This window comes from Pontibacter sp. H249 (genome assembly GCF_037892465.1).
Taxonomy (GTDB): Bacteria; Bacteroidota; Bacteroidia; order Cytophagales; family Hymenobacteraceae; genus Pontibacter.
Map to the genome: position 1 here is coordinate 25,146 of NZ_JBBKTR010000017.1, position 22,556 is coordinate 47,701.

Annotated in this window: 16 protein-coding genes; 4 read left to right on the top strand and 12 right to left on the bottom strand. The window is 46.4% G+C overall.

The window, feature by feature from the left end; translation table 11 throughout:
- Nucleotides 1-56: 56 nt before the first annotated feature.
- The gene (locus WG943_RS17825; RefSeq protein ID WP_340411074.1) at nucleotides 57-356 is read right to left on the bottom strand and encodes a hypothetical protein; all 300 of its coding nucleotides are present in this window, start codon (nucleotides 354-356) and stop codon (nucleotides 57-59) included.
- Between the two features lie 87 nt (nucleotides 357-443).
- Nucleotides 444-1,454 carry an acyl-CoA reductase gene (locus tag WG943_RS17830; RefSeq protein ID WP_340411076.1) on the bottom strand — a complete coding sequence of 337 codons (1,011 nt, stop codon included), beginning with the start codon at nucleotides 1,452-1,454 and terminating at the stop codon, nucleotides 444-446.
- A 110-nt stretch (nucleotides 1,455-1,564) separates the two neighbouring features.
- Between WG943_RS17830 and WG943_RS17835 the strand changes: the two genes are divergently transcribed.
- The 3 genes from WG943_RS17835 to WG943_RS17845 all read left to right on the top strand — a co-directional run bounded on the left by WG943_RS17835 (nucleotide 1,565) and on the right by WG943_RS17845 (nucleotide 5,438).
- Nucleotides 1,565-1,915, top strand: a complete 351-nt coding sequence (locus tag WG943_RS17835; protein ID WP_340411078.1) for a 4Fe-4S dicluster domain-containing protein — start codon at nucleotides 1,565-1,567, stop codon at nucleotides 1,913-1,915.
- 79 nt (nucleotides 1,916-1,994) lie between these two features.
- On the top strand, nucleotides 1,995-2,567 hold the full coding sequence (locus tag WG943_RS17840) for a pentapeptide repeat-containing protein (RefSeq protein ID WP_340411080.1): 573 nt from the start codon (nucleotides 1,995-1,997) through the stop codon (nucleotides 2,565-2,567).
- Between the two features lie 237 nt (nucleotides 2,568-2,804).
- Entirely contained in the window at nucleotides 2,805-5,438 is a 2,634-nt protein-coding gene (locus WG943_RS17845; RefSeq protein WP_340411082.1) for a valine--tRNA ligase, read from the top strand.
- A 147-nt stretch (nucleotides 5,439-5,585) separates the two neighbouring features.
- Here WG943_RS17845 and WG943_RS17850 read toward each other — a convergent pair whose 3' ends face one another.
- Nucleotides 5,586-6,185 (bottom strand): hypothetical protein, encoded by a 600-nt coding sequence (locus WG943_RS17850; protein ID WP_340411084.1) that lies wholly within the window; start codon nucleotides 6,183-6,185, stop codon nucleotides 5,586-5,588.
- A 55-nt stretch (nucleotides 6,186-6,240) separates the two neighbouring features.
- Nucleotides 6,241-6,756, bottom strand: coding sequence for a hypothetical protein (locus WG943_RS17855; protein WP_340411086.1), 516 nt, complete (start codon nucleotides 6,754-6,756; stop codon nucleotides 6,241-6,243).
- Nucleotides 6,757-6,982: 226 nt separating this feature from the next.
- Here WG943_RS17855 and WG943_RS17860 point away from each other — a divergent pair, with 226 nt between their 5' ends.
- Nucleotides 6,983-8,410, top strand: coding sequence for a M20/M25/M40 family metallo-hydrolase (locus tag WG943_RS17860; protein WP_445323648.1), 1,428 nt, complete (start codon nucleotides 6,983-6,985; stop codon nucleotides 8,408-8,410).
- Nucleotides 8,411-8,490: 80 nt separating this feature from the next.
- Here WG943_RS17860 and WG943_RS17865 read toward each other — a convergent pair whose 3' ends face one another.
- From WG943_RS17865 to WG943_RS17900, 8 genes are all read right to left on the bottom strand, one after another.
- Nucleotides 8,491-9,672: a serine hydrolase domain-containing protein gene (locus WG943_RS17865; protein ID WP_340411088.1), complete on the bottom strand. Its 1,182-nt coding sequence runs from the start codon at nucleotides 9,670-9,672 to the stop codon at nucleotides 8,491-8,493.
- A 2-nt stretch (nucleotides 9,673-9,674) separates the two neighbouring features.
- A complete protein-coding gene (locus tag WG943_RS17870) occupies nucleotides 9,675-10,274 on the bottom strand; it encodes a hypothetical protein (RefSeq protein WP_340411089.1) in 600 nt (199 codons plus the stop codon).
- A gap of 117 nt (nucleotides 10,275-10,391) precedes the next feature.
- Nucleotides 10,392-11,225, bottom strand: coding sequence for a LytTR family DNA-binding domain-containing protein (locus tag WG943_RS17875; protein WP_340411090.1), 834 nt, complete (start codon nucleotides 11,223-11,225; stop codon nucleotides 10,392-10,394).
- A 142-nt stretch (nucleotides 11,226-11,367) separates the two neighbouring features.
- On the bottom strand, nucleotides 11,368-12,579 hold the full coding sequence (locus tag WG943_RS17880; protein WP_340411091.1) for an S-adenosylmethionine:tRNA ribosyltransferase-isomerase: 1,212 nt from the start codon (nucleotides 12,577-12,579) through the stop codon (nucleotides 11,368-11,370).
- A gap of 231 nt (nucleotides 12,580-12,810) precedes the next feature.
- Entirely contained in the window at nucleotides 12,811-13,221 is a 411-nt protein-coding gene (locus WG943_RS17885) for a DUF2721 domain-containing protein (RefSeq protein WP_340411093.1), read from the bottom strand.
- A gap of 19 nt (nucleotides 13,222-13,240) precedes the next feature.
- Nucleotides 13,241-13,780: a hypothetical protein gene (locus WG943_RS17890; protein WP_340411095.1), complete on the bottom strand. Its 540-nt coding sequence runs from the start codon at nucleotides 13,778-13,780 to the stop codon at nucleotides 13,241-13,243.
- Nucleotides 13,781-13,941: 161 nt separating this feature from the next.
- The gene (locus tag WG943_RS17895; protein WP_340411096.1) at nucleotides 13,942-14,964 is read right to left on the bottom strand and encodes a PorP/SprF family type IX secretion system membrane protein; all 1,023 of its coding nucleotides are present in this window, start codon (nucleotides 14,962-14,964) and stop codon (nucleotides 13,942-13,944) included.
- Nucleotides 14,965-14,977: 13 nt separating this feature from the next.
- Nucleotides 14,978-22,276: an Ig-like domain-containing protein gene (locus tag WG943_RS17900; protein WP_340411097.1), complete on the bottom strand. Its 7,299-nt coding sequence runs from the start codon at nucleotides 22,274-22,276 to the stop codon at nucleotides 14,978-14,980.
- Between the last annotated feature and the right edge of the window lie 280 nt (nucleotides 22,277-22,556).

Here is a 22,556-nt window from a genome sequence, read left to right on the forward strand (position 1 = left end):
CTGCTGCTGAAAAGAGGGCGGGGATTTTTTATACTTTAGCGGTAAGTATAGCCTGTTTAATAGAACTCTACCTCAACAATAGAGGAGATGGGAATAAAGCAGCCTGCTTTTAAGGTCATGTACTTGTCATCAACAGACCAGACAGTTGTGTCAACGCGCCTTAATTCTCCCTCTGCTGTCCTGAATGTGATCTCCACCTTTCCACGATATGCGTTGCCTAACATAGAAGCTCTGTTCAGGTCCCACATACGTTTCTTCTGAGCCTCTATATTCTCCAACACCTCATTGTGGTTAAACCGTAAAAAGGGAATTATCTCTTTTTCCACCATCGGGGCTCTGTTACCTGTAGTTTTCATATGCGGTGCATTAAAAAGTGAAACACCAAACTACACTTTAGTTACCTATATCATACGAAAGCTATGGATTGGAAGAATACAGCCAAGCTATATTTTTTGTAGGAAAGCTATGGTATCCACTCCATCGGCATAATCCCAGGGCATTGGGTTAAGCGTCTCGCCAAAAGGTATGCTGCCCTCCAGCCAGCCATGAGCTGATACGATACATTCTGTTTTATCTTTTGTAGCTGCCAGTTTATGTCTGAGGTCGGCAAGGGAGGTAAAGGTTTCGTAGAACAGCACCGAGATAGGAGAGATAAAGTTCTCGCTTTCCTGCACCAGCATAAAGCCACTGTCTAAGTGCGGTACACGGTTTACCAGCAGCAGCGATTTGTTGTAGTCGTAGTTATTTTGATATTTGTGGAGGTCCAGTATGTTACTGCGGTTAGCATTTGCCTCAAAAAACTTATCAAAAGTATAGCCCTTTGGCACAAACACCTTTGATACATTGCGGCTACTAAGGCCATAATACTGCAACACATCGTTGCCTAGCGCTTTCAGATCATCTTTTTCTTCGTGGCCGGTTAGTATGCCAACGCTTCTTCTCTCTTTCCGGATGAGGTGAGGGCGCTTTGCAAAGTACTGCTGCAGGTAAGGTATAGAGTTATCAGATCCAGTGGCGATAAGGGCATCTGCTTCTTTCAGCATACCTGCAAACTGAATCTGGTTGGTAAAGCCAGGGGCAATAGCAATCAGCATATCAGCCAGGCGCTTCATCAGTACTTCATCGTAAGGGTTTAGCTTTGCCAGCAGGTAATGCCCGCTAAGTAGGACCGCCAAAAAATCAGGGAAACCCATCATCGGGATGTTACCACCCATCACTACGCCAACTTTTTTAGGTGTAACATGTTTGAGGTGGTATGGGTAAAGCCATTCACGAAGGTACTGCTCATTTAGCAGGGTAGAAATGCTTTTAACGGCGGCAGTAACGTTCTGCTCATCAAACCAGGTGTTGCGCGATGCAGCCATCCGGGCCCACACCTGCAGGTCTTCAGGGGTAAGTTTCTGGAGTTGCTTGCCTAGTTCCACAAAGGCTTCTATCCGGTTTTCTAGAGTCATGGCTTTAGTATAGCGTAAAAATTATTTGATAAGGATACCTTTTGTTCCTAATTTTGTTTGTTAAACAAAGCTGATTACAAAAGTATAAAAAATATACAGGAGATACGACTATGGCGATAATGATAACTGACGAGTGTATTAACTGCGGTGCCTGCGAACCGGAATGCCCAAACACTGCTATTTACGAAGGCGGTGCCGATTGGACCTGGGGTGGTGGTACAGCTCTGAAAGAGGTAGAGATCGACGGAGGTGAGACAATTCCCGGAGATGCTTCTCAGCCGCCAATTTCAGATGAGTTTTACTACATCGTGTCAGATAAGTGCACCGAGTGCATGGGCTTTCATGAAGAGCCGCAGTGCGCTGCCGTTTGCCCTGTCGATTGCTGCGTAGACGACCCAGACTACCGTGAGACAGAGGAAGAGTTACTGGCTAAGAAATCTTGGTTACACCAGGAGGCTTAAGCCTACAACAGTTCAAAGTATAAAACCTGTCTCGCAAAGGCAGGTTTTTTTGTTGCAGGTTATACATTAGCACCAGCTTATGAAAGAACTATACCACGAGGGCAAGACGTTTGAGAGAATTGTTTACCCTAACAAAGAGAGCAAAAACAGGGAATTTGAAGACTGTACTTTTAAGCTCTGCGATTTCTCTGAAAGCAATTTTTCCCAGAGCCGCTTTACCGACTGTACCTTTATTGGCTGTAACCTGGCCATGCTGAAACTTAACAGGGCTACGTTTAACAATGTGCAGTTTAAAGAGTGCAAGCTTACCGGTATCAATTTCAGTGAATGCGAGGATACACTTTTCACTGTAGGCTTTGAGCACTGTATTTTAGATTATGCCGCTTTTCAGAAAAAGAAAATGGCCAAAACAAAGTTTATCCATACTTCTCTGAAAGGTGTAGACTTCTCGTCTGCTAACTTAAGCAGTGCTGTTTTTGATAACACAGATCTGGAGCGGGCAGTGTTCAATAATACCATACTTGCCTCTGCTGATCTCTCCACAGCTTTTAATTTCGACATTGATCCAGAGCTAAACACCATCAAAGGAGCCAGATTTTCGCAGTATGGTTTACAAGGGTTACTAACAAAGTATAAACTGGAGGTCATATAAACCACAGGTTAATGCAGATTGTATTAATTAATCTTGATTTGCAGGGAATGAAGGTTGGATAGGATTAGCCAGATAACACTGATCTGATATCCTAATAATCAATTAAATTCCCCTTAATCTGCTGTTAAGACAATAAATCCCGCTAATCCACAAAATCCTGTAAATCCTGATTCAGACAATTCCTCTAAATTACCTATTTTTGCTTTTTAGCGCGAAAAGCAGCAAAACGAGAATACGATGTCGATTTCAACGAAATATAACCCCAAGGAAGTAGAGAAGAAGTGGTACGATAGCTGGATGCAGCGCGGCTTCTTCCACTCAGAGCCTAACCCGAATAAAGAGCCATACACCATTGTAATTCCGCCGCCAAACGTAACAGGCGTGCTACACATGGGCCACATGCTTAATAATACGATTCAGGATGTACTTATTCGCCGTGCGCGTATGCAAGGCAAAGAGGCATGCTGGGTGCCTGGTACCGACCACGCTTCTATTGCCACCGAGGCAAAGGTAGTGGCCATGCTCAAGGAGAAAGGCATCAATAAAAGCGACCTTACCCGCGAGGAGTTCCTGAAGTATGCTTGGGAGTGGAAAGAGAAGTATGGCGGTATTATACTTGAGCAGCTGAAGAAGCTAGGCGCTTCCTGCGACTGGGACCGTACCCGCTTCACCATGGAAGATGACCTGAGCGCCGCTGTAATTGAGGTGTTTGTAGACCTGTACCGTAAAGGCCAGATCTACCGCGGCGTACGCATGGTAAACTGGGACCCACAGGGGCAAACAGCTCTGTCGGATGAGGAAGTGCTTCCGAAGGAAACCATGGCTAAAATGTATCACCTGAACTACGAAGTAGCAGCAGACGGTGCAGCTGAGCCAACTTATATTACAGTAGCTACCTCACGCCCTGAAACCATTATGGCTGACGTGGCTGTGGCGGTAAACCCGAACGATGAGCGTTACAAGCACCTGCACGGTAAATCTGTTCGCATTCCGTTATTGGGCAAAGAGATTCCGGTTATTCTGGATGAATATGTAAGTATAGATTTTGGTACGGGTGCTCTTAAAGTAACTCCGGCCCACGACCTGAATGACTACGAACTGGGCCAGAAGCACAAGCTGCCTACCATCGATATTTTGAACAACAACGGCACCCTGAACGAGCAGGCGCAGCTGTATGTAGGTCAGGATCGTTTTGCGGCACGCCGTAATATTGTTAAAGATCTTCAGGAAGCCGGTTTGCTTGTTAAGATAGAAGAGTATGCTTCTGTACTACAGACTTCTGAGCGTACAGGTGCCGTGATAGAGCCACGTTTGTCGATGCAATGGTGGTGTAAGATGGACAAAATGGCGAAACCTGCGCTGGAGTCTGTGATGAACGACGAGATTCGCCTTCACCCGCCTAAGTTCAAGAACATGTACCGTTCTTGGATGGAGAACGTGCACGACTGGTGTATTTCGCGTCAGCTGTGGTGGGGCCAGCAGATTCCGGCTTATTACCTGCCGGACGGGTCTTATGTAGTGGCTGCCACTGCCGAAGAGGCGCTGGTACTTGCCCGAAAAGAGAGTGGAAACGAGAACCTGCAGCTGTCTGACCTACGCCAGGATGAAGACGTGCTGGATACCTGGTTCTCTTCTTGGTTGTGGCCTATATCTGTGTTTGATGGCTTCAAAGATCCGGATAACAAGGATATTTTATACTATTACCCAACCAACGACCTGGTAACTGCTCCTGAGATTCTGTTCTTCTGGGTAGCACGTATGATCATGGCCGGTTTCGAGTTCCGCAACGAGATGCCGTTCAAGAACGTGTACCTGACGGGCATCGTGCGCGATGCGCAGGGCCGTAAAATGTCTAAGTCGCTGGGTAACTCACCAGATCCGCTGGACCTGATCGAGCAATACGGTGCCGACGGTGTGCGTGCCGGTATGCTGTTCAGCTCACCAGCTGGTAACGATTTGCTGTTCGACGAGAAGCTGGTGGAGCAGGGCCGTAACTTCAGTAATAAGATATGGAATGCCTTTAGGTTAATTAAAGGTTGGGAAGTAGACGAAAGCCTGCCGTTCCCGAACGAGACAGCTGTGAAATGGTTCGAGTCTCGCTTTAATGAAGCTTTTGCTCAGATAGAAGATCACTTCGAGAAGTTCCGTATTTCGGATGCGCTGCTTACAGTGTATAAACTGGTATGGGACGACTTCTGCTCTAACTATCTGGAGATGATCAAGCCAGCTTATCAACAGCCGATCGATAAGCAGACGATAGACACTACCGTTCAGTTCCTAGAGAAGGTTTTGAAGGTGCTGCATCCATTCATGCCGTTCATCACCGAGGAGATCTGGCACGACCTGAAGGAGCGCAAGGAGAAGGAGTACCTGATCGTGGCTCCTTGGCCGAAGCGTGATAAGTTCGACAAGCAGATCATCGATACCATGGAGAGCGTACTGAGCGTGATAGGCTCTGTGCGTAACATCCGTAACTCGAAAAATATAGCTAACTCCAAGTCGTTGAACCTGTACATAAAGGTAATGAATACAGATCATTACCAGCCGTTTTTAGGCATCATGCTTAAGCTGGCAAACCTGGACGAGATACAGTTTGTACAGGAAAGTATAGAAGGTGCCATCAGCTTTATTGCAGCCGGTGATGAGTTCTTTATTCCGATGGAGGGTAACATTGATGTGGCCGCTGAGCGTGAGCGCCTGCAGAAGGAGCTGGAGTACACAAAAGGATTCCTGGCAACTGTAGATAAAAAGCTGAGCAACGAGCGTTTTGTAAGCGGAGCACCAGAAACTGTTATTGCCAACGAACGCAAGAAAAAAGCCGATGCTGAAGCTAAGATTAACGCAATTGAGCAAAGCCTGGCGTCATTGTAAAGTATAGTTTCTAATTGTAAGAAAGGCCGTTTCTGTTAAAGGAACGGCCTTTTTGTTTTTATCGAAGCCATTTCAGCGGTGCCGGGTCTAACCCCTCCTTAACCAAAGCGGAGCAGAGGTGGTTTGGTATCTACTGCGGACAAACGGCTACCTTATACTTTGCCTAAGTATAGCCTCCACTTCAGTCTGATGCTTTGGGAGCAGGTGGTTTAGTCCGTTTTTGGCGGAAGTATAACTTATTTCTACCTTTTTCTCTCCGAGGTGATAACTTAGCAGCCCTTGCTCTTCTTCGGTTAAATAATAAAGCTTTGCAGGATCTGTAGCTGTAGAAACTTGGTAAGCCCTAAAAACAAAGTTATTCGTGATGCGGTGCTGAGACGGAGGTCGGTTTTCAAGGTATCGCTGCGTTACTACAGTGTCAAGGGCTATAGTGCTTTGCAGTTGGGTTATACTTCTGATTTCACCCTCCTCAAACAGCCATTGGTGCACCTGGTGCTTGCCCAACTGCTGCTGACTATACTTCGCATTGTCCAGGTTCAGGTTAGCTACCATTCCGAAAAACTGCAGGTCCGAAAGTATACTTTGCAGCGATGCTGTTTGGGTGGTATTGTCGCTTATGAAGTAGCGGTTGCTTTGTTGTAGCTTAGTAGCGTCTTTAAGTATGTCCTGCTGCAGCTTTAGCTGCGTGGTATCGGCCCTAAGTATAAAAGAAAAGAATAGAGGAAGTATAGCGTGTAATAGCATCATTGGTCTAAGTGGTTTATACGTTATACTTCTCCTTATCAAATCTTGTGCTGGAAATTTAGAGTTTAGAGTGATCCACTACCTTCCAGGTTATATTTCCGTTGCTTACTTCATACTTTAACACCATATAGCCTCCGCTATGGCCGTCTTCGTAGTAAGCCAGGGCATAACGATCGTTTAAAATCCGGCTGTCGCGTATGGCCATAGTACCACCCATTGTGCCCTCAACAGGTATCAGCTGGCGCTGCTTGCGGTTCAGGTCGTTCATCAGGTCAGATTCCGGGTTGCGGAGGCCTTTTCGTTTCAGGCGCTGCACATCACTTTCGCTTAAACTGCCTAACTCATCAACAAAAGCAGCGCTGGGCGGGGCTGTCATTTGCATGGTATCAGGAGGCAACATCATGTCTTCAAGCGAATCGGCCTCTGCGCGCTCCTGCTCTAGTTCGTCGTCTATTTCGGCTACTTCGTTATCTGCAATGGCCAATCTGCTTTCTGCTTCTTGTTTTTGCCAGTAAAAGTATACAGCCAGAAAAAGAAAAATGGCTGCTAAAAGCCAAGGAAGAATAGTTCTCATAGGTTTAGTCATTTATACTTGCCGCAACTCCTTTATGCAGCTAAAGTTTATACTTTTAATATTAGGAAAAAGATATGTATAAAACCATACACGCAGTTGCCATCGTTTAATTTCTGCTGCTAATATATATGGTTGGTTGATGTTCTAACACGAGTTGATTTACTTCCTAAGTCAAATTTTCTTATATTGATGCACCTAAACTAAACAGCTAAACACAAACCTGATAATGCTAACTAAGAAAACCTTACGAAACGTAGTGGTGGCTGCGGCAGCGCTGGTAACCATGCCAGCCATGGCGCAGCAGAACTATAAAACGGATTCTACCACTATTAAAAGCATTTACGATAACGCCCTCACCAGCTACGAAAGCTACGAGAACCTGCGTTACCTTACCAAGAACATCGGTGCCCGATTAAGTGGCTCTCCGCAGGCAGCTGCCGCTGTGGAGTGGAGCCGCCAGGTAATGGAGAAGATGGGCCTTGACCGTGTGTACCTGCAAGAGGTGATGGTGCCGTATTGGGTGCGTGGCGATAAAGAGATCGGCCGTATCATTAATTCTAAACTGGTTGGAAGCCAGGATGTAAATATTTTAGCTCTGGGTGGTTCTGTGGGGACAGGCGAGAATGGCTTGAGTGCTGAGGTAGTAGAAGTAAAGAGTTTCGAAGAATTGGAGAAACTGGGCAAGAAGAAAGTAAAAGGCAAAATCGTGTTCTTTAACCGGCCTTTCGATAATACCCATGTGATAACTGGAGCAGCCTATGGCGGCGCTGTAGATCAGCGTGGTGGCGGCCCGGTAGCAGCAGCAAAACTTGGCGCAGTTGGTGTTGTGGTTCGCTCCATGACGAATGATATACAGGATGTACCGCATACAGGAGGTACTCGCTATGAAGAAGGCGTTGAGATAATACCGGCAGCTGCCATCAGCACAAGAGGAGCAGAGCAATTAAGCAAGTTGCTGGCCAACGACCCGAACCTAAAGTTTTACATGCGCATGACCTGCGAAACTCGCCCTGATGTTTTGTCTTACAACGTGATCGGTGAGATAAAAGGAACAGAGAAACCTGACGAGATCATCTTAGTAGGCGGTCATTTGGATTCGTGGGACATCGGGGAAGGTGCGCACGACGACGGTACAGGCTGTGTGCAATCGATTGAGGTGCTGCGTTTGTTTAAAGATATGGGCATAAAGCCGAAGCGTACGATCCGCGCCGTAATGTTTATGAACGAGGAAAATGGCCTGCGTGGCGGACGTAAGTATGCTGAAGAAGCAAAGGCAAAAGGAGAGAAGCACATTGCAGCTATTGAGTCGGATGCAGGTGGCTTTACACCACGTGGCTTCGGCATTGATGGCAACGACGGTCAGTATGCGCAAGTATTAACCTGGAAACCATTGCTGGCACCTTACGGCCTGCACGACTTAACCCGTGGCGGCGGCGGTGCAGACATCGGCCCGCTTAAAGGGCAGGGTACAGTAGCCTTGATCGGTTTCCGCCCGGATTCACAGCGTTACTTCGATTATCACCACACCGAAATCGACACATTTGAGCAGGTTAACCGCCGAGAAATGCAGTTGGGTGCTGCCTCTATGGCCTCTTTGATTTATCTTATCTCAGAGTATGGTCTGAATGGCAGCACGGCTAAGGCTGCTAAGTAGGACTAATAGATTCAAAGTATAAGAAAGGCCGCTTCTATAAAGATGCGGCCTTATTCTTTAATAAATTTTGTACGGCTAAGTCAAGGTGCCAGAAGCTTAAATAGTTCATCTTGTGCGTCCTCACCAGCTTTGTGTAACGGTGATGCAGTAAGAGTTCCTATGTTAGTGGCTACAAAAACAATTACACCGTTCTCCGGGAAATAGTATAAACCTGATCCAGCACCTAAACCTGCACCACTATGGCCGAAAGCAAACTTGTTGTTTAGCTTAAACGTCTCAAACCCTAAGCCGGTCTTTTTCTCACCTTTATCATCTAAATACCACTCCTGCATTAGCGCTTTAGACTGAGAAGAGAGCAATTGGCTATGAAGTATTCTATCCATAAAACGGGCAAAGTCTAAGGGAGTGGCAACCAAACCATCATCTCCGTTCAGGGTGGCTACGTTGGCGCGTTGTTGCAGCGATACATTCTCTATCTTTCCATTAGAAAAGCGGTCCCAGTAGCTGTTTACCAGTTGTGGGGTTTGCAGATAGTTATTCGAGCTTTTATAATAGGTGTACTGCAGTTGAAGTGGTTCAAGTATGAGCTCCTGTAGCAGCTTTGCATGGCCCCGGCTATCCAGGTGGTCTAGTAGTAGACTTAGCACCAGGTAGTTTGTGTTGGAGTAGCTATACTTAGAGCCAGGCGTAAAGTTGGTTTTTTTGCCTTTGATGTAGCCAAGGTAATCTGTCGGTTTAAAAGTATAAACAGGGTTGTTTAGGAAAAATGAGATGTAATCTAACTCTTCTGCATAGTCTTTTAAGCCGGAAGTATGGTTCAGGAGCATTTTCAGCGTAATCTTATCTGTTTCTGGTAGCATGGCATTGATATGCTGCGGCAGATACTCCTGTATGGGAGTGTCCAGATTTAGCCGTTGCTGCTCTACCAGTTTAAGTGTTAAGGTAGCCAGGTATACTTTGGTAATGCTTTGGGCATACTGCAGGTGCGATGGCTGCATAAGGTGCTTCTTCTCAATGGCGGCGTAACCAGCCGAGCCTGTCCAGTAACCGTCGGCTGTTTTTACGGCCAGACTAATTCCAGGAAGCCCTTCTTTTGCGGCTTTATCAAGTATTGCCTGCAGCGGAGCGGCTAACGGGTGCTGCTCGTTGTAATCAAGTGGTAAGGTCTCTTCTTGTACAGGTGCTGCGGTTTCTATTTTCTCGCACGCACTAAAACTGCCAATGCACACCAGCAGCAGTAGGTATTTAACTATATGCTTCATCTCTAAAAACTAAACTGGTTACCAAACTGAATAACAGAGGTAGGTAAAAGCGGGATAGACTTATTGTAGTTGCCATCGATAAGTAACTGATAGCGGAGGGTAGGAGTGATGATGTTGTTGATTTTGTACTTTACCCCTAAACTGGTAGCCAATAACGGGCCCAGTTTTACATTGCTCGTTTCTGACCATGCTCCATTAGAATTAGTTTCCCAGGAATCGGATGGGCTAGTGTTTGCGGCTATACCTGCACCTAAAGTTATACTTGCCTTTAGGTTTTTAATGAGCGTTGGAGCGTACTCCAGGTTGGCTGTAGCATACGTTTTAGTGCCGTTGTAGCGCGTATGTCCAAAGCCCGCGTTTAGTGTGGCAAGCAGCGAACCTTTCTTGTTCAGCACTCTGCCTACGCCGGCTTCTACTCCCACTTGTTTTAGTTGCTCTTGTAAGGAAACACCCGGTAAACCAACAGCATTGAACCCTAGCGAGGCCGAGGCCACATACCGGGACTGCGACGTTGGGAAAGTTTCTGTTTGCTGGCTCCAGGCAACAGTCGGTAAAGTTACGGCCAGCAACAGGCCGTAACAGCATTTCAGTAATTTTTTCATAGTTAAGGGATCGGAACGGTTTAGCTGCAAATATGTACAGAAAAACCAGCCCTGCAGAGGCTAAATGCGTTTCTACCCCCGAAGTGCTACAGAATTACCTTTAAAATGCAGCTGATCTTAGCTTAACCACCTCTTAAAATCAGCTGCCTTGGTGCGGCTAATGATAATACTAGACTGGCCGTTAACCGGATGGTTTAGATTTAACTGAAGCTTTCCATACTCCAGAGCGGAGTAAGAGGCTACATTTTCTTTGGAGATAAGATATTGCCTGTTAGCCCGGTAAAGTTTACCGTCAAATAATTGCTCAAGCTCCTGAATAGACTTGTCGATATAACTTGTTTTCCCTTGCCTGTCTTGTACTAGTACAACGTCCTCTGATATGCAAACAGATGAAACCTGCGAATAAGGGATAATCACTTTTTGCCTGCCAACACGGCAAGTTAGCGTCGGTTCAGTAGTAGGTGCAGCGGCAGGAGCAATGGGAGGTGTCTCTTTTACTTTCTTATACAAGTTAATGTAATGGTAGCTGATGTAGATGCCGTTTAAAACGATCACCCAAATAAAGAAAATAACCAGGTTATAAGTAAAGAAACCTGACGGAATAGGCTCGTTGGAGAATAGTACATTCGTAAGAACTGTAAGGCCTGTTATAAGTGAAATAGCTACAACAGTTGTTAACAGCAACTGTACAATAAGGCGTTTAAAGAAGTGCTGCTCATAAGCGATGTAACGGTCCAGCGAAAATATAACCCAGCGGCAGGCATACCAGGTAATAAGGCCCTGCAGCGTATCAATGGCGTAAGTTGCCAGGAAATAAGCGTCGAAAGAGATGCGGGAGTAGGTTAGGTAGTAATTTATGCTGTTTACCACAAGTATAAACCACACGCCCCAGTAGCGCTCTTCTAAAAGCGGTGGCGTAGCTTTTTCCGGATAAATAACATACTTGTCCATAACAGCTGTACTACTTTAACTACGATTGGTGAAAGTATGAATCTTTCAAATCTCCTGCATTAAAAGTTAAAATAATTTAGTTGAGTGAAGTATACTTCCTGCCAACGAACTAACCATTCTAATCAAAGCAACACCTAAAACGCTACGGCATCAGCAGCGAACTATCGCCATAACTCAGAAACCTGTAATCGTTCTCCATGGCGTGCTGGTATACTTTGCGCCAGCTGTCACCGATCAAAGCAGAAACTAAAAGCAGCAGCGTACTCTCCGGTTGATGAAAATTAGTAACCAGGCCGTTACAGATACGGAAAGTATAACCTGGGGCAATGATGATCTGGGTACTGGCATGCAGATACTCGGTGTTCTGCAACTCCATGTACTTTAGCAAAGCCATTAATGCCTCCTGAGCAGTCGGCAACTCTATACTTTCGTAAGCCTGCCATTGGGTAACGTGCAGGTTTTGCACAGGTAGGTTTGGCTGTTGCCATACTTTGCAACCCAGCCAATATAAACTTTCCAGAGAACGCATGCTGGTAGTGCCCACAGGTATAACAGGGTTTCCCAAGTGCTGCAGCAGCTGCTCCAGAAATGTTTTTGATATAAACAGCTGCTCGGCGTGCATTTCGTGCGCCTCCATGGTATCGGCTTTCACAGGTTTAAAGGTGCCTGCGCCCACGTGTAGTGTCAGGTAAGCTGTGTCTATACTTTTCTGCTTTAGCTGCTCCATCACCCTGTCTGTAAAGTGTAAACCGGCAGTTGGGGCTGCTACGGCTCCCTGCTGGTTCGCATAAATGGTTTGGTAGCGGGTGTGGTCGTCGGGGGTAAGGTCGCGGTTTAAGTACGGAGGCAAGGGCAGTCTGCCGCAGCGTTCCAGTACTTCGGCAAAAGTAAGATCAACTGGTGTCCAAGTGAAGCGGATCAGGAAATGGCCTTCCTGCTGTGCCTCACGCTCCGCCTGTAATTCACCACCTTCAAACTGCAGCTTTACCGGCCCGCTCTTCCAACGCTTGTTATTGCCCACCAGGCATTTCCAGGTGCTGCTTTCCGTTTGCTGCATGGCCAGCTGTATTTCGCGGTGCGGGGCCACAGGCTCCAGGCAAAATATTTCTACCAAGCCACCTGTTTCTTTCTGCATCAGCAGCCTTGCCTGCACTACCTTGGTATCGTTAAATACAAGTAAAGTATGCGGTGGCAGCAGCTGTGGTAAGTCTGTAAAAGTATAGTCTAAGATCTGGCCCCGTTGGTACTGCAGTAGCTTAGACTGGTCACGTTCAGGCAAGGGGAATTTAGCAATTCGTTCGTCTGGCAGCTCGTACACAAAATCCTTAATGGCCAGCTTCTTCGGGTCGGTCATTGTATAAATGTTAGTCTTACTGCAAAGGTAGTGCTTAAACAGATATGTTGCGGTACTACCAACGTTTTACCTTACCCACTTCATGCAAAGGCTTTCTTCACAATATTTAGCTGCCTATAGCCGCTTGTAATTGCTCTAGCCAGTAGTTAAGGCAGTCGTGTTGCAAGAATTGCGCGTGGTTTGGTAACCAGTTATGAAGCAAATAGAAAGTATACTTTATACTCATCAACACTACTCTGTTTTTCCTTCGCTTTCTCCCTCCAGGTCATTTAGTTCTAACTGCAGGGCATTTACAGATATCTGAATTTCGCGTAGTGCAAGTGCCAAGGATATCATCAACAGTATCATACTTAAGCCAAACAGATATTTGCCCACGGTGTTGTAGCCGGCAAAAAGTATAAACATACAGGCTACGCAGCCAAAAATGCTGCTTATGCCAAAAGCCTGCATGTTCCGGATTAGGATAAGGCGGGTGCGCAGGTTCTCTATCTGCCCATAAATTACATGGCTTTGCGAGGTAGCGTAGCGCGTTTTTAAGCTGCGGATCAGGTTTGCCAGTGCCATAAAGCGGTTGGTGTAGGCCAGCAACAGCAGCGATATGGCCGGAAATAAAAGCGCCGGTGTGGTCAGCGTTATCTCCATACTTGTGTGATAAGATTTTCTAGAGGTTTTTCAGAAAGTCCTCATCCAGAGGTTCGTTATCACTCTCATCGTCCTGATTCTTAGCATCCCAATCTACTTCTGGTAAAAGCTCCAGGCCCTGAAAAATAAGCTCGTCCAGTTCTTCTTTGCTGGCTGCATCCAAGGTACGTTCAAACATGCCCAGTAAATAATCGCGCTCTTCGTTTACAAATATTTCGTGGTACAGGTGGTCGAACTTAGTTATTTGCTTCTGTATGATTTTATCAATTTCGCGGGAGTTCTTTGCTTTTAGAGCATCGTTTAAAACTTCCAGTGCCTCATGGCTCTTTTCGTTGTCGGCAAGGCGCACAAACGCTTTTACAAAGGCAATGGCCACACCCAAGCGCAGGCGCTCAAACCGAAAGTTTAGTTCCTCGGTTGGCTTGCCTCCTTTTAGCTGAGCGTCTTTATAAGCTCGTTCAAACTGCTGGTATACATTGGCTGCGCCCTCTTCATAAACGGCAGGCTTGTCTGTATCAAAAGCCAACTCTAGCAGCATTTCAAAGCTTTTAGCACTCATAAGGTTATACTTTGTAGGATGTTTGTGAACAGCAAAGGTAATGGTTTATACTTTCTAACACTACGAACAGTTGTAGGAGTGTAAAAGCAAAAGCCGATGCTTCTGCACCGGCTTTTAACATAGCTTTCATAATTAGGAAAGGTGGCGGAGACTGTTAAAAATTACCACATCCAGGTAGGGCAGATTATTTTCCGGTGGTTATTCAACTTGATGCCCAGAACAACCTCATGGCTACCGGCGCTTACTTTGCTTATTGCAGAAGTAGATTTATCGTAAGAGTAGCCTACATCAAAAATGTGATTGATATTGACTCCAGCCATAACAGCCATAGCATCCTGGTGACGGTAAGAAGCTCCGGCCCAAATGCGTTGTGCATACATTAGCCTTGCATTAAAGTCTATGGCCGGTTTTGCCGACTCTGTAGCTTTTACCATAACCGATGGCACTAACGCGATATAGTTGCTAGGCTGCAGGCGCAAACCGGCTGTAGCGTAAAAATGTGCCTGCTGGCGCATGTGCGGGTTTCTGTCGGTGCCGGCACTCTCAAAATCATTGCCATTTCGTAAAAGCTGGGCACCCGATACACCCAGATAAAAGTCTGAGCTATAAAGCCAGAAGCCTACGGTTAGGTCTATTTTGGTAGCATTTTCAAAAGAGCTGTTCAGGTATGGGTCGCTTGGGTCGAAAATCACCGCTTCCTGTGTGTTTACCTTAAACTGCGTAATGCCACTCGAAATCCCACTGGCCAGTGTCATATACCGGTTTAAGGGCTGATGATAGGAGTAACTTGCGTTAAGCGTAGAGGTTTTTAACAAGCCAGCTTCATCTACCTGCGCAATGGCTCCGATACCGTGGTGCGGCCTGGACTTTTTATAGCTGCTCTTTTTAGAGAAACCGTACCTGCTCTTTGTTTCTTTGGGACGGTTGCTGCCGCTACCCACACTGTTGTTGCTGTTGCCAATAGAACCGTGCATAGTAGCATAAAATGATTTCGGAGCACCTTCCAGACCTGCCCATTGGGTACGGTAGCCCAGGCGCAGGTCGGCATAGCTTTCTATGCCGCCAACGGCTGGGTTTGTGAGGTAGTTGTTAAGTACATATTGGGTGTATTGTGGGCGCTGCTGTGCTTCAGCAGATACTAACATAACGAAGTATACCAGTGCACTTATAAATAGCTTCTTCATAACTTTTCTGCTGTTATTTAACAATCGTTACACTTCCTGATATTGGCTCATCTTGCTCGTTCAAGTAGATAAGGTAATAGTAAGCTGCCATCGGAAGCGGCTGGCCGTTTTTAGTGCCATCCCAAGGTTCTGTGTAGCCCTTAGACTCAAATACCTTCTCGCCCCAGCGGTTAAAAATCTCTACACGTGCATTGGGGTACTGCTCAATGTTCTTGATGATGAATTGGTCGTTTAACCCGTCTCCGTTAACAGTCATCAAGTTATTCGCAAACACTTTAGGCAATACTGTAATGGTTACTTCGGCTTTTGCTGTACAACCTTCCGGGGTAGTAACTGTAACTGTATAGGTAGTCGTCTTTTCAGGTTTGGCCAATGGCATATCGCTGGTAGGGTCTGAGAGGCCATCAATTGGGAACCACTGATACTGTGTGCCACCAGCTGCCCTCAGTTGTACTGTTTTACCTTCCTGTATTTCCAGATCGCTTGTAACCGTTGCTACTGGTGCTACAATAGTTACACGCACTTCGCGGCGGGCCGAGCTAACACAACCACGCGTTTTGCTTACTGCCTGTACATAGTAAACAGCATCTTTAGAAAGTTTGCCAGTACTGAAGTTGACGCCTCTTCCTAGCAATTTTCCACCGGCTGGGCTATCATACCATTCTGCTTCTTCGCCGGCCGCTACGGTTGCACTCAACAATGCGCTGCTCCCCACACAAACCTTGCTATCTGCTGCCACTGGCATTGCTGGCAGTGGCACAATCTCTACTTTCATTACAGGGCTAGTTACTTCCTGGCAAGGGCTGGAGTATACTATGCGTTTAAACCAGGTGGTTCTTTCCAGGGCCTCCGGACTGTAGTTTTTACCTGTGTTCATGCCTGTTGCAGGTACAAATCCAGCGTTTTCACCAAGCGTGCTCATCAGCCATAGGTATTTGTAAGTACCTGTGCCGCCAGTGGGAGCAGAGCCCTCCAGTGAAGCTAGGTTTTGGCCAAAGCAAAGAACCTGATTAGGTGTTTTAATGTAATTTTCTGCTATCGGCTGGTCTACCTGAATTTTGATGGTGTTACTCTCTAACTCTCCGCAAACCGTTGAGCTAACTATGCGGCGGAACCATGTTGTTTGCTGCAACGCCTCCGGTTGGTAAGATTCTGACACAGCGCCTGCTATCTGCGTAAACACTACGCCATCGGTACTCTTCATCCAACGGTAAGTATAAGGGCCACTGTTGCCGCCTAATGCTTTTGCTGATATGATGCGCTCTGGCCTTGAGTTATAGCATAGGTGCGTTACCGGAGTTGTGATCTCGTTTACAGGACCTTCTACTACCGTTACTTTAACTGCTTCTGACTCTGACATACAGCCCCCTGAAAGCACGACACGCTTAAACCAAGTAGTTTTAGTTAGGTTCTGAGGCGTGAATGAGATGTTGCTCTGGCCGGGAATGTTTGTATAGTTGATGCCATCTATACTTTGCTTCCACTGGAAATTATAGTTGCTGCCGTCGCCACCGTTTAAATTCTGGTTCGTTAGTGTGGCGGCGGTGCTTCCCTGGCAAATAGTTTGGTTGCCTGAGATTTTATTTACAATAGCAGGGTAATACAACACCTTAACCGAGTTGCTTCTGATCTTGGTGCATGCGCCACCTGTAACTTTTACTCTGTACCAGGTTGGCAGTGTAACAGCTGACGGTAAATAGCTGGCATCGGTAGCGCCGCTTATAGCCACAAATGGCCCTGTGCTACCCGATTCGCTTTTCTCCCACTGGTATTTATACTTGCCGTTGCCACCGCTAACTTGGGTTACTTGCAGTGCCGTGAAAGCTGTGCCCGCGCACAAACTTTGTTCCCCGGAAATTACTGCGGTTAACGGTTCTTCGGCATTCACTTCTACCACTGCAGAAACGCTGCTGCAATCTCCTGATCTCACAATTCTTCGGAACCAAGTGCGCTGTGTCAATGATGTTGTGTAATCTGGGTCGGTGGCGCTGCCAATGTTGGAAAAGCTTCTGCCGTCGGTGCTTTGTTGCCACTGGTAAGTATAGCTGCCGGTACCACCGGTTAACATGCCTTTGCCCTGCAAGGTAATCATGCCGCCTTTACATATTGGATCTATTGTGTGTAGCTCGTTGCCTTGGATTTCCGGGCTTACAGTTATAGTTACAATATTGCTAGGCACCTCCGTACAGCCCCCTGATTTAATAATGCGGCGGTAACGCCATACGCCTGCCGTTAGAGGCTCTGTTGGAGTGTATGTTTCTGTAATACCTACTACTTCAAAGGCATCTCCATTGTGGCTGCGTTCCCAACGGAACTCATAGTCTGCAGGGTTGCCGCCTGTTACTGCTATTGCACTTACAAATGGCACTGGAATGCTGTTGGCGCAGTAAGTTGAGGTGCCCGTGCTGATCTGGTTTATAAGCGGTTGCAGCACCGATACCAGCACCGTATTGCTTGGCAATGGATCGCAAGAACCAGAGAAAACAAGTCTGCGGAAAATGGTGGCCTCTGTAATGGCAACTACCGGAGAGTAATGTTCACCTGTGTTTGTGCCCGGAGCATCAGTAAAGGTATTCGGGGCAGTTGCGCTTGCTATCTGCCATAAGAAAGTATAATTTCCGTTGCCACCTGTCGGTTTGCTGCCCTCCAATGTGGCTGGCTTTGTGTTGTAACAGATGGTGCCTGCGCCTGTATTGGTGATGCTGTTATCGTCAATAGCCGGCTGTACCTGCACTGCAATAGTGTTAGACATGCTGCTGCAGTTGCCAAGTATAATGGCACGGCGGTACCAGGTGGTAGTTTGCAAAGCAGCCGGGGCGTAATCACGCTCAGTAGCACCCGTTATGGCCATGAATGTTCCATCAGCGCCGGTAGTGCTCTGGTACCACTGGTAAGTATAAGCTGTTTCGCCGTTACCACTTAAGGTAGCCGGACTATTGCCTAAGCAAATGGTGCTCCCTCCAAAAATTGTATTGCTGGCAATGGTATTGGCAATTGTAATAGTCAGTTCATTTGATATAACCTCGCAACCTTCTGATTTTACGATGCGGCGATAAGTGGTAGTGGCGTTAAGTTTACCTGGGCTGTAGCTTGGCAGGTTATTTATGCCAGCAGCTGGTACAAAGGCAGTGCCCCCCACACGTTGTTCCCAAACTATAGTATAGCTGCCAGTTCCCCCGCTAATTGTGCCGCTAAGTTCTCCAGCATCTTCGTTCGGGCAAATGGTGGTTTTTGTTTGCGTAATCGTGTTGCTGATTTGCGGGATGACCTCTACTGTAACTGCTGTGCGTGGGCTAACGCAGCCTGTAGCACTTTCTACTTCTACATAAAATGTGGTGGTTTTGCTTAGGGTAGGAGAGAATACTGAACCAATGTGCAACTGGCCGCCAACAGAATTGTACCAAGTATACTTACCACCCGGCGCTGTTGCCGTAAGCATAGTAGTACCGCCGCTGCAAATGCTAAGCTTGCCTGTAACTGTAGGTGCAACCGGGGCATCCTCTACCACCACACGTACCACAATTGATTCTTTTGTACAGTTAGCTGATGTTACCACACGTTTAAACCAGGTAGTCTGGGTCATGTTTTCCGGAGTGTAGGTGCGGGTAGTGGCATCTGTTATGGCATCAAAACCTGAAGACGAACCGGTAGTACTGGCATACCATTGGTAGGTGTAACTGCCAGTGCCGCCAGTTGGAGCATCGCCTCCGATGGCACCCGGAGAGCCACCTGCACAAACGCTTGCTTTAGGCGTGCTGATGATGTCGCCGCCGACTAGGGCTGGCGTTACGCTTACGTTTACAGGAGTACGACCAGAACTCACGCAGGCATTTATGTTGTCTGTAACACCCTCTACATAATAAACCGCGCTTACAGTAAGTATAGGAGTTTCATAGGTATTGCCGATGTTAAGCAGTGAGCCACCCGTATTCTGATCGTACCATCTGTACTTTATGCCGATTTCAGGGTTTTGTACCGATAAGGTGATTCTGCTGCCGTAGCAGGCAGCTGCATTAGCGATAGCCGGCAACTGCGGCAGTGGAATAACGGTAACTTTTACCACATTGCTGCTAACATCCTGGCAAGGGTTGGAGCCTACTTTTCTTCGGAACCAGGTATCTTTGGTGAAGGTGCCTGTTGGAGTGTAGCTTTGCTCATTGTTCATGCCTGGAGCTGGATCAAAAGTATGGCCATCTTCGCTATATTCCCAGAGGTAACGATAAGGCGTTTCTTGGCCACCGGTTGGTAAGGTGCCTGCAAAAGATGCCGGTGTACCGCCACTGCAAATTGTTTGGTTGCTGCTGATAATGTTATTAGCTATAGGTGGCGTTACATCTATTGATACTGCTGCCTTAGGACCTTCGCAACCTAATGCACTTTTAGAGCTGACTAAATAAGTAGTGTTTTGCTCCAGATTGCTTACAGTAAACGTGTTGCCTATGTGAATCTGGTTGTTTTCTGAATCGTACCAATGGTAGGTGCCCCCCGGTGCTGTGGCTGTAAGGGTGGTGCTTCCGCCGAAGCAAACCAGTGTGGTGCCCAGAACAGTTGGTGCTACCGGTAAAGCTTCTACACGTACTTCTATTACATTAGATGCCACTTCACAGCTGCCAGAATAAGCTATTCGTTTAAACCAAGTGTTTTGTATAAGAGCCGGAGAAGTATAATCTGGATTTGTACCACTGCTCATTTCTGCAAAGCCAGAAACGGCATTGGTTGTGCTGGCAAACCATTTGTAAGTAAATGCACCAGTTCCACCTGTTGGGGCATCACCGGTTAGTGTGCCTGGAGAGGTGTTATAGCAAACTTCAGCAACCGGAGAGGCAATAATAGCGCCGCCTGCCATAGCTGGAGTAACTGTTACTTTAACAGCTTTTCTTTCGCTTCGGGCACAGGCAGGATTGGTTTTCGTGATGGCTTCGATATAATAGGTTTTATCAGCCTGCAAATATGGTGTAGTATAGGTAGTGCCCGTTCTTACAAGATTGCCTGCCGTTGGGGCATCGTACCAGTTGTAATCCACATTAGTCTCAGCGTTATCAATTTCTAATGTTACCCGCTGGTTATAGCAAATGCTTGCATCCTGCACTACCGGTAATCTAGGCGTAGGTATAATATTCAGCTTTACCGCATCTGAAATAACGGTTTGGCAAGGATTGTTGAATACTTTTCTGCGGAACCAAGCGTCTTTGGTAAGTGCTGCTGTTGGCTCGTAATGTTGCTCGTCGTTTTTGCCTGGGGCTTGCTCATAATCGGTGCCGTTGTAGCTAATCTCCCATAAGAAAGTATAAGGTGCACCGCCACCGCCTGCAGGTGTGCCTCCGCTAATTCGCTGGCCCGGAATAGTGCCTTCGCAATAAGAGTTTTGGGTGGTGCTGATGGTATTGCCGGTTACTGCTGTAAGTACTTTAACTTTGACCTCTCTGCGTGGTCCTTCGCAATTTTTATTGCTCACAGCTGCTACATAAAAACTTGCATCAGCGGTTAGGCTGCTGGTTGTGAAAACAGGATTTGTTGCATTGGTAGTATACAAAACAGAGCCTCCCGTAGCCTGACCGTACCATCTGTAAGTATAGCCTGCGATCGGGCTTTCTATAGTGAGTTGCGCTGCATCGTTCTGGCAAACTGTTTTACCGTTGGCTGTTGGTGCTTCGGGTATGGGATTTACAGTTACAGTTTGTGTGGCTGTGCTGGAGTTGCCGCACTCATTACGTATGGTTACGCTTACTGTATAGGTGCCTGCCGCCGGAAAATTTATTTTAGGGTTAGTTGATGTACTGTTAGTGCCGCCGGTAAATGTTGCACCGTTGTTTACCGCCCAAGTATAACCGGAGATGGTGCCATTGTTGGCTGTAATGTTTAACCGGTTATTGTAGTCTACTGTAAATGATCCGCAGGCTTCTAAGGTTGCATTTTTAAAGGCCACTGTAGGCAAGCCTTTTACAGTAACTTCTTTAGAGATAGTATGGGTGCTGCAGCCGTTGGTAGCCTTAAGTGTGATTTTATACTTGCCAACCTTTTTTAGCAGAAATTTAGGAGCAGCAGTAGTTAAGGAGCCGCTGCTAATCGTGTAGTGGTTGTTTAATGTTGCAGGGTTGTTGTTGTATTCTATAGACCAGGCATAGCTCAGGTTATCGCCAGTTGAGTTGTTGATGGTAGATACTAACAGTTCCTGGCAACCGGCTGCATTATCTAAGCTAAAATCAAAATTGGCTTTTGCAGCTTCTGTAATAGTGATGGGTTTTATTACTTCATCCTCGCCGCAGCCGTCGGTAAAAGTTTTAAGCCTGATTCTGTAGGTGCCGGGTTTTAAGAACTTCAGTGTTACGCTGGCAGAGTTGCTGGTGCCGCTCGAGAATACCCAATCTACGCCTTGCACGCCATCCAGTATAGTCCAGTTGTAGCTGATAGGGCAAAGCTCTGGATTAGTAGTGGCGTTGCCCAGTGTAATATCACTATTGGTACAGAAAACAGGGCCGCCACCAATTGTAAAATCAGCGTTGGTGCTCTTGTTGATAACGATGCTGGAAATGATGCTCTCGGTAGTTTTCTCAGATCCTCCGCAAGTATACTTTGCTGTGCTTCTTAGCGAGAACCATTGGCTAGGCATACTGCACGAACTCTCATCAAACGTATGCACCACCTCTTTGCGGGCCAGCATTTCTGCATGGGTATACACATAAGGAGCCGTGCCATCATCGAAGCTAAAAGTATAAATTGTTGAAGGTGGGTTGTTTTCGATGCCAACTACTGGAAAACGAAATGTAACCGTTGGCGATTCTGGTGTAAGGCAGGCGGTAGTGCTCCCTGGGTTGCCCACTGTAAAGCCTGGGTTACTGATGTTAAATACCTGGTAGGTGTTGCTGGTTTTGCAGCCGTTGTTATCAGTAACGGTAAACGTAAGCGTAAAAGCCCCACGTGAAGTGTACGTATGGTTAGCAGTAGTAAAGGTGCTTGAAAAAGTCTGAATAGCTGAGCCATCTCCCCAATCTATACTATAGCTGCTGTTGGTACCTTGGGTAGTGGAACTGTTCTGAACGGTAAGTGTGAAAAAAGTACCCACCGAAGAGCAATTCATAAAAGGTGACCCAAACGCTCCTGCGCCAGCATCAGTTAAAGTGGCATCAGCTCTGCAAGCTGCTGCTACTGTTTCTGTAGTGGCTTGAGATTGTGGCGTTGCTAAAACGTAGCTGTGCGGGCTGAGATGGTTTTTCTGTTCGGCTGTAATTGTTTTAGCTTGCTCCGGTATACTTTCCGGTGCATTACCTGTAACCAAGAGAAAAGCATAAAATAGAGGTAAAAGTATTTTCATAAGCACGCTGTTTTCAAAAAATCAAACGCTGTAATAATGTATTAGAAATAAATAATGTATTTAGAAAGTACAATGATTGCTAAGATTGTTATTTTGTACTTATCCTTTTTTATTTTAAAAATATATTTAGCTATATAGTTAAAGTTATAGTTTTAATAAACTAAGTATTGTAACATGCCGTAATAAGCTGATATCTTTACAATATTGCTAAAAATACACTATAAGCAAACTTTATAAGTGTGAATATTAATATATTAAATGACTTTCGCCAAGCAATTTT

Coding starts and splice junctions, on each gene's coding strand:
- WG943_RS17825 (WP_340411074.1), bottom strand. CDS start 356: ATGAAAACTACAGGTAACAGAGCCCCGATGGTGGAAAAAGAGATAATT.
- WG943_RS17830 (WP_340411076.1), bottom strand. CDS start 1,454: ATGACTCTAGAAAACCGGATAGAAGCCTTTGTGGAACTAGGCAAGCAA.
- WG943_RS17835 (WP_340411078.1), top strand. CDS start 1,565: ATGGCGATAATGATAACTGACGAGTGTATTAACTGCGGTGCCTGCGAA.
- WG943_RS17840 (WP_340411080.1), top strand. CDS start 1,995: ATGAAAGAACTATACCACGAGGGCAAGACGTTTGAGAGAATTGTTTAC.
- WG943_RS17845 (WP_340411082.1), top strand. CDS start 2,805: ATGTCGATTTCAACGAAATATAACCCCAAGGAAGTAGAGAAGAAGTGG.
- WG943_RS17850 (WP_340411084.1), bottom strand. CDS start 6,185: ATGATGCTATTACACGCTATACTTCCTCTATTCTTTTCTTTTATACTT.
- WG943_RS17855 (WP_340411086.1), bottom strand. CDS start 6,756: ATGAGAACTATTCTTCCTTGGCTTTTAGCAGCCATTTTTCTTTTTCTG.
- WG943_RS17860 (WP_445323648.1), top strand. CDS start 6,983: ATGCTAACTAAGAAAACCTTACGAAACGTAGTGGTGGCTGCGGCAGCG.
- WG943_RS17865 (WP_340411088.1), bottom strand. CDS start 9,672: ATGAAGCATATAGTTAAATACCTACTGCTGCTGGTGTGCATTGGCAGT.
- WG943_RS17870 (WP_340411089.1), bottom strand. CDS start 10,274: ATGAAAAAATTACTGAAATGCTGTTACGGCCTGTTGCTGGCCGTAACT.
- WG943_RS17875 (WP_340411090.1), bottom strand. CDS start 11,225: ATGGACAAGTATGTTATTTATCCGGAAAAAGCTACGCCACCGCTTTTA.
- WG943_RS17880 (WP_340411091.1), bottom strand. CDS start 12,579: ATGACCGACCCGAAGAAGCTGGCCATTAAGGATTTTGTGTACGAGCTG.
- WG943_RS17885 (WP_340411093.1), bottom strand. CDS start 13,221: ATGGAGATAACGCTGACCACACCGGCGCTTTTATTTCCGGCCATATCG.
- WG943_RS17890 (WP_340411095.1), bottom strand. CDS start 13,780: ATGAGTGCTAAAAGCTTTGAAATGCTGCTAGAGTTGGCTTTTGATACA.
- WG943_RS17895 (WP_340411096.1), bottom strand. CDS start 14,964: ATGAAGAAGCTATTTATAAGTGCACTGGTATACTTCGTTATGTTAGTA.
- WG943_RS17900 (WP_340411097.1), bottom strand. CDS start 22,276: ATGAAAATACTTTTACCTCTATTTTATGCTTTTCTCTTGGTTACAGGT.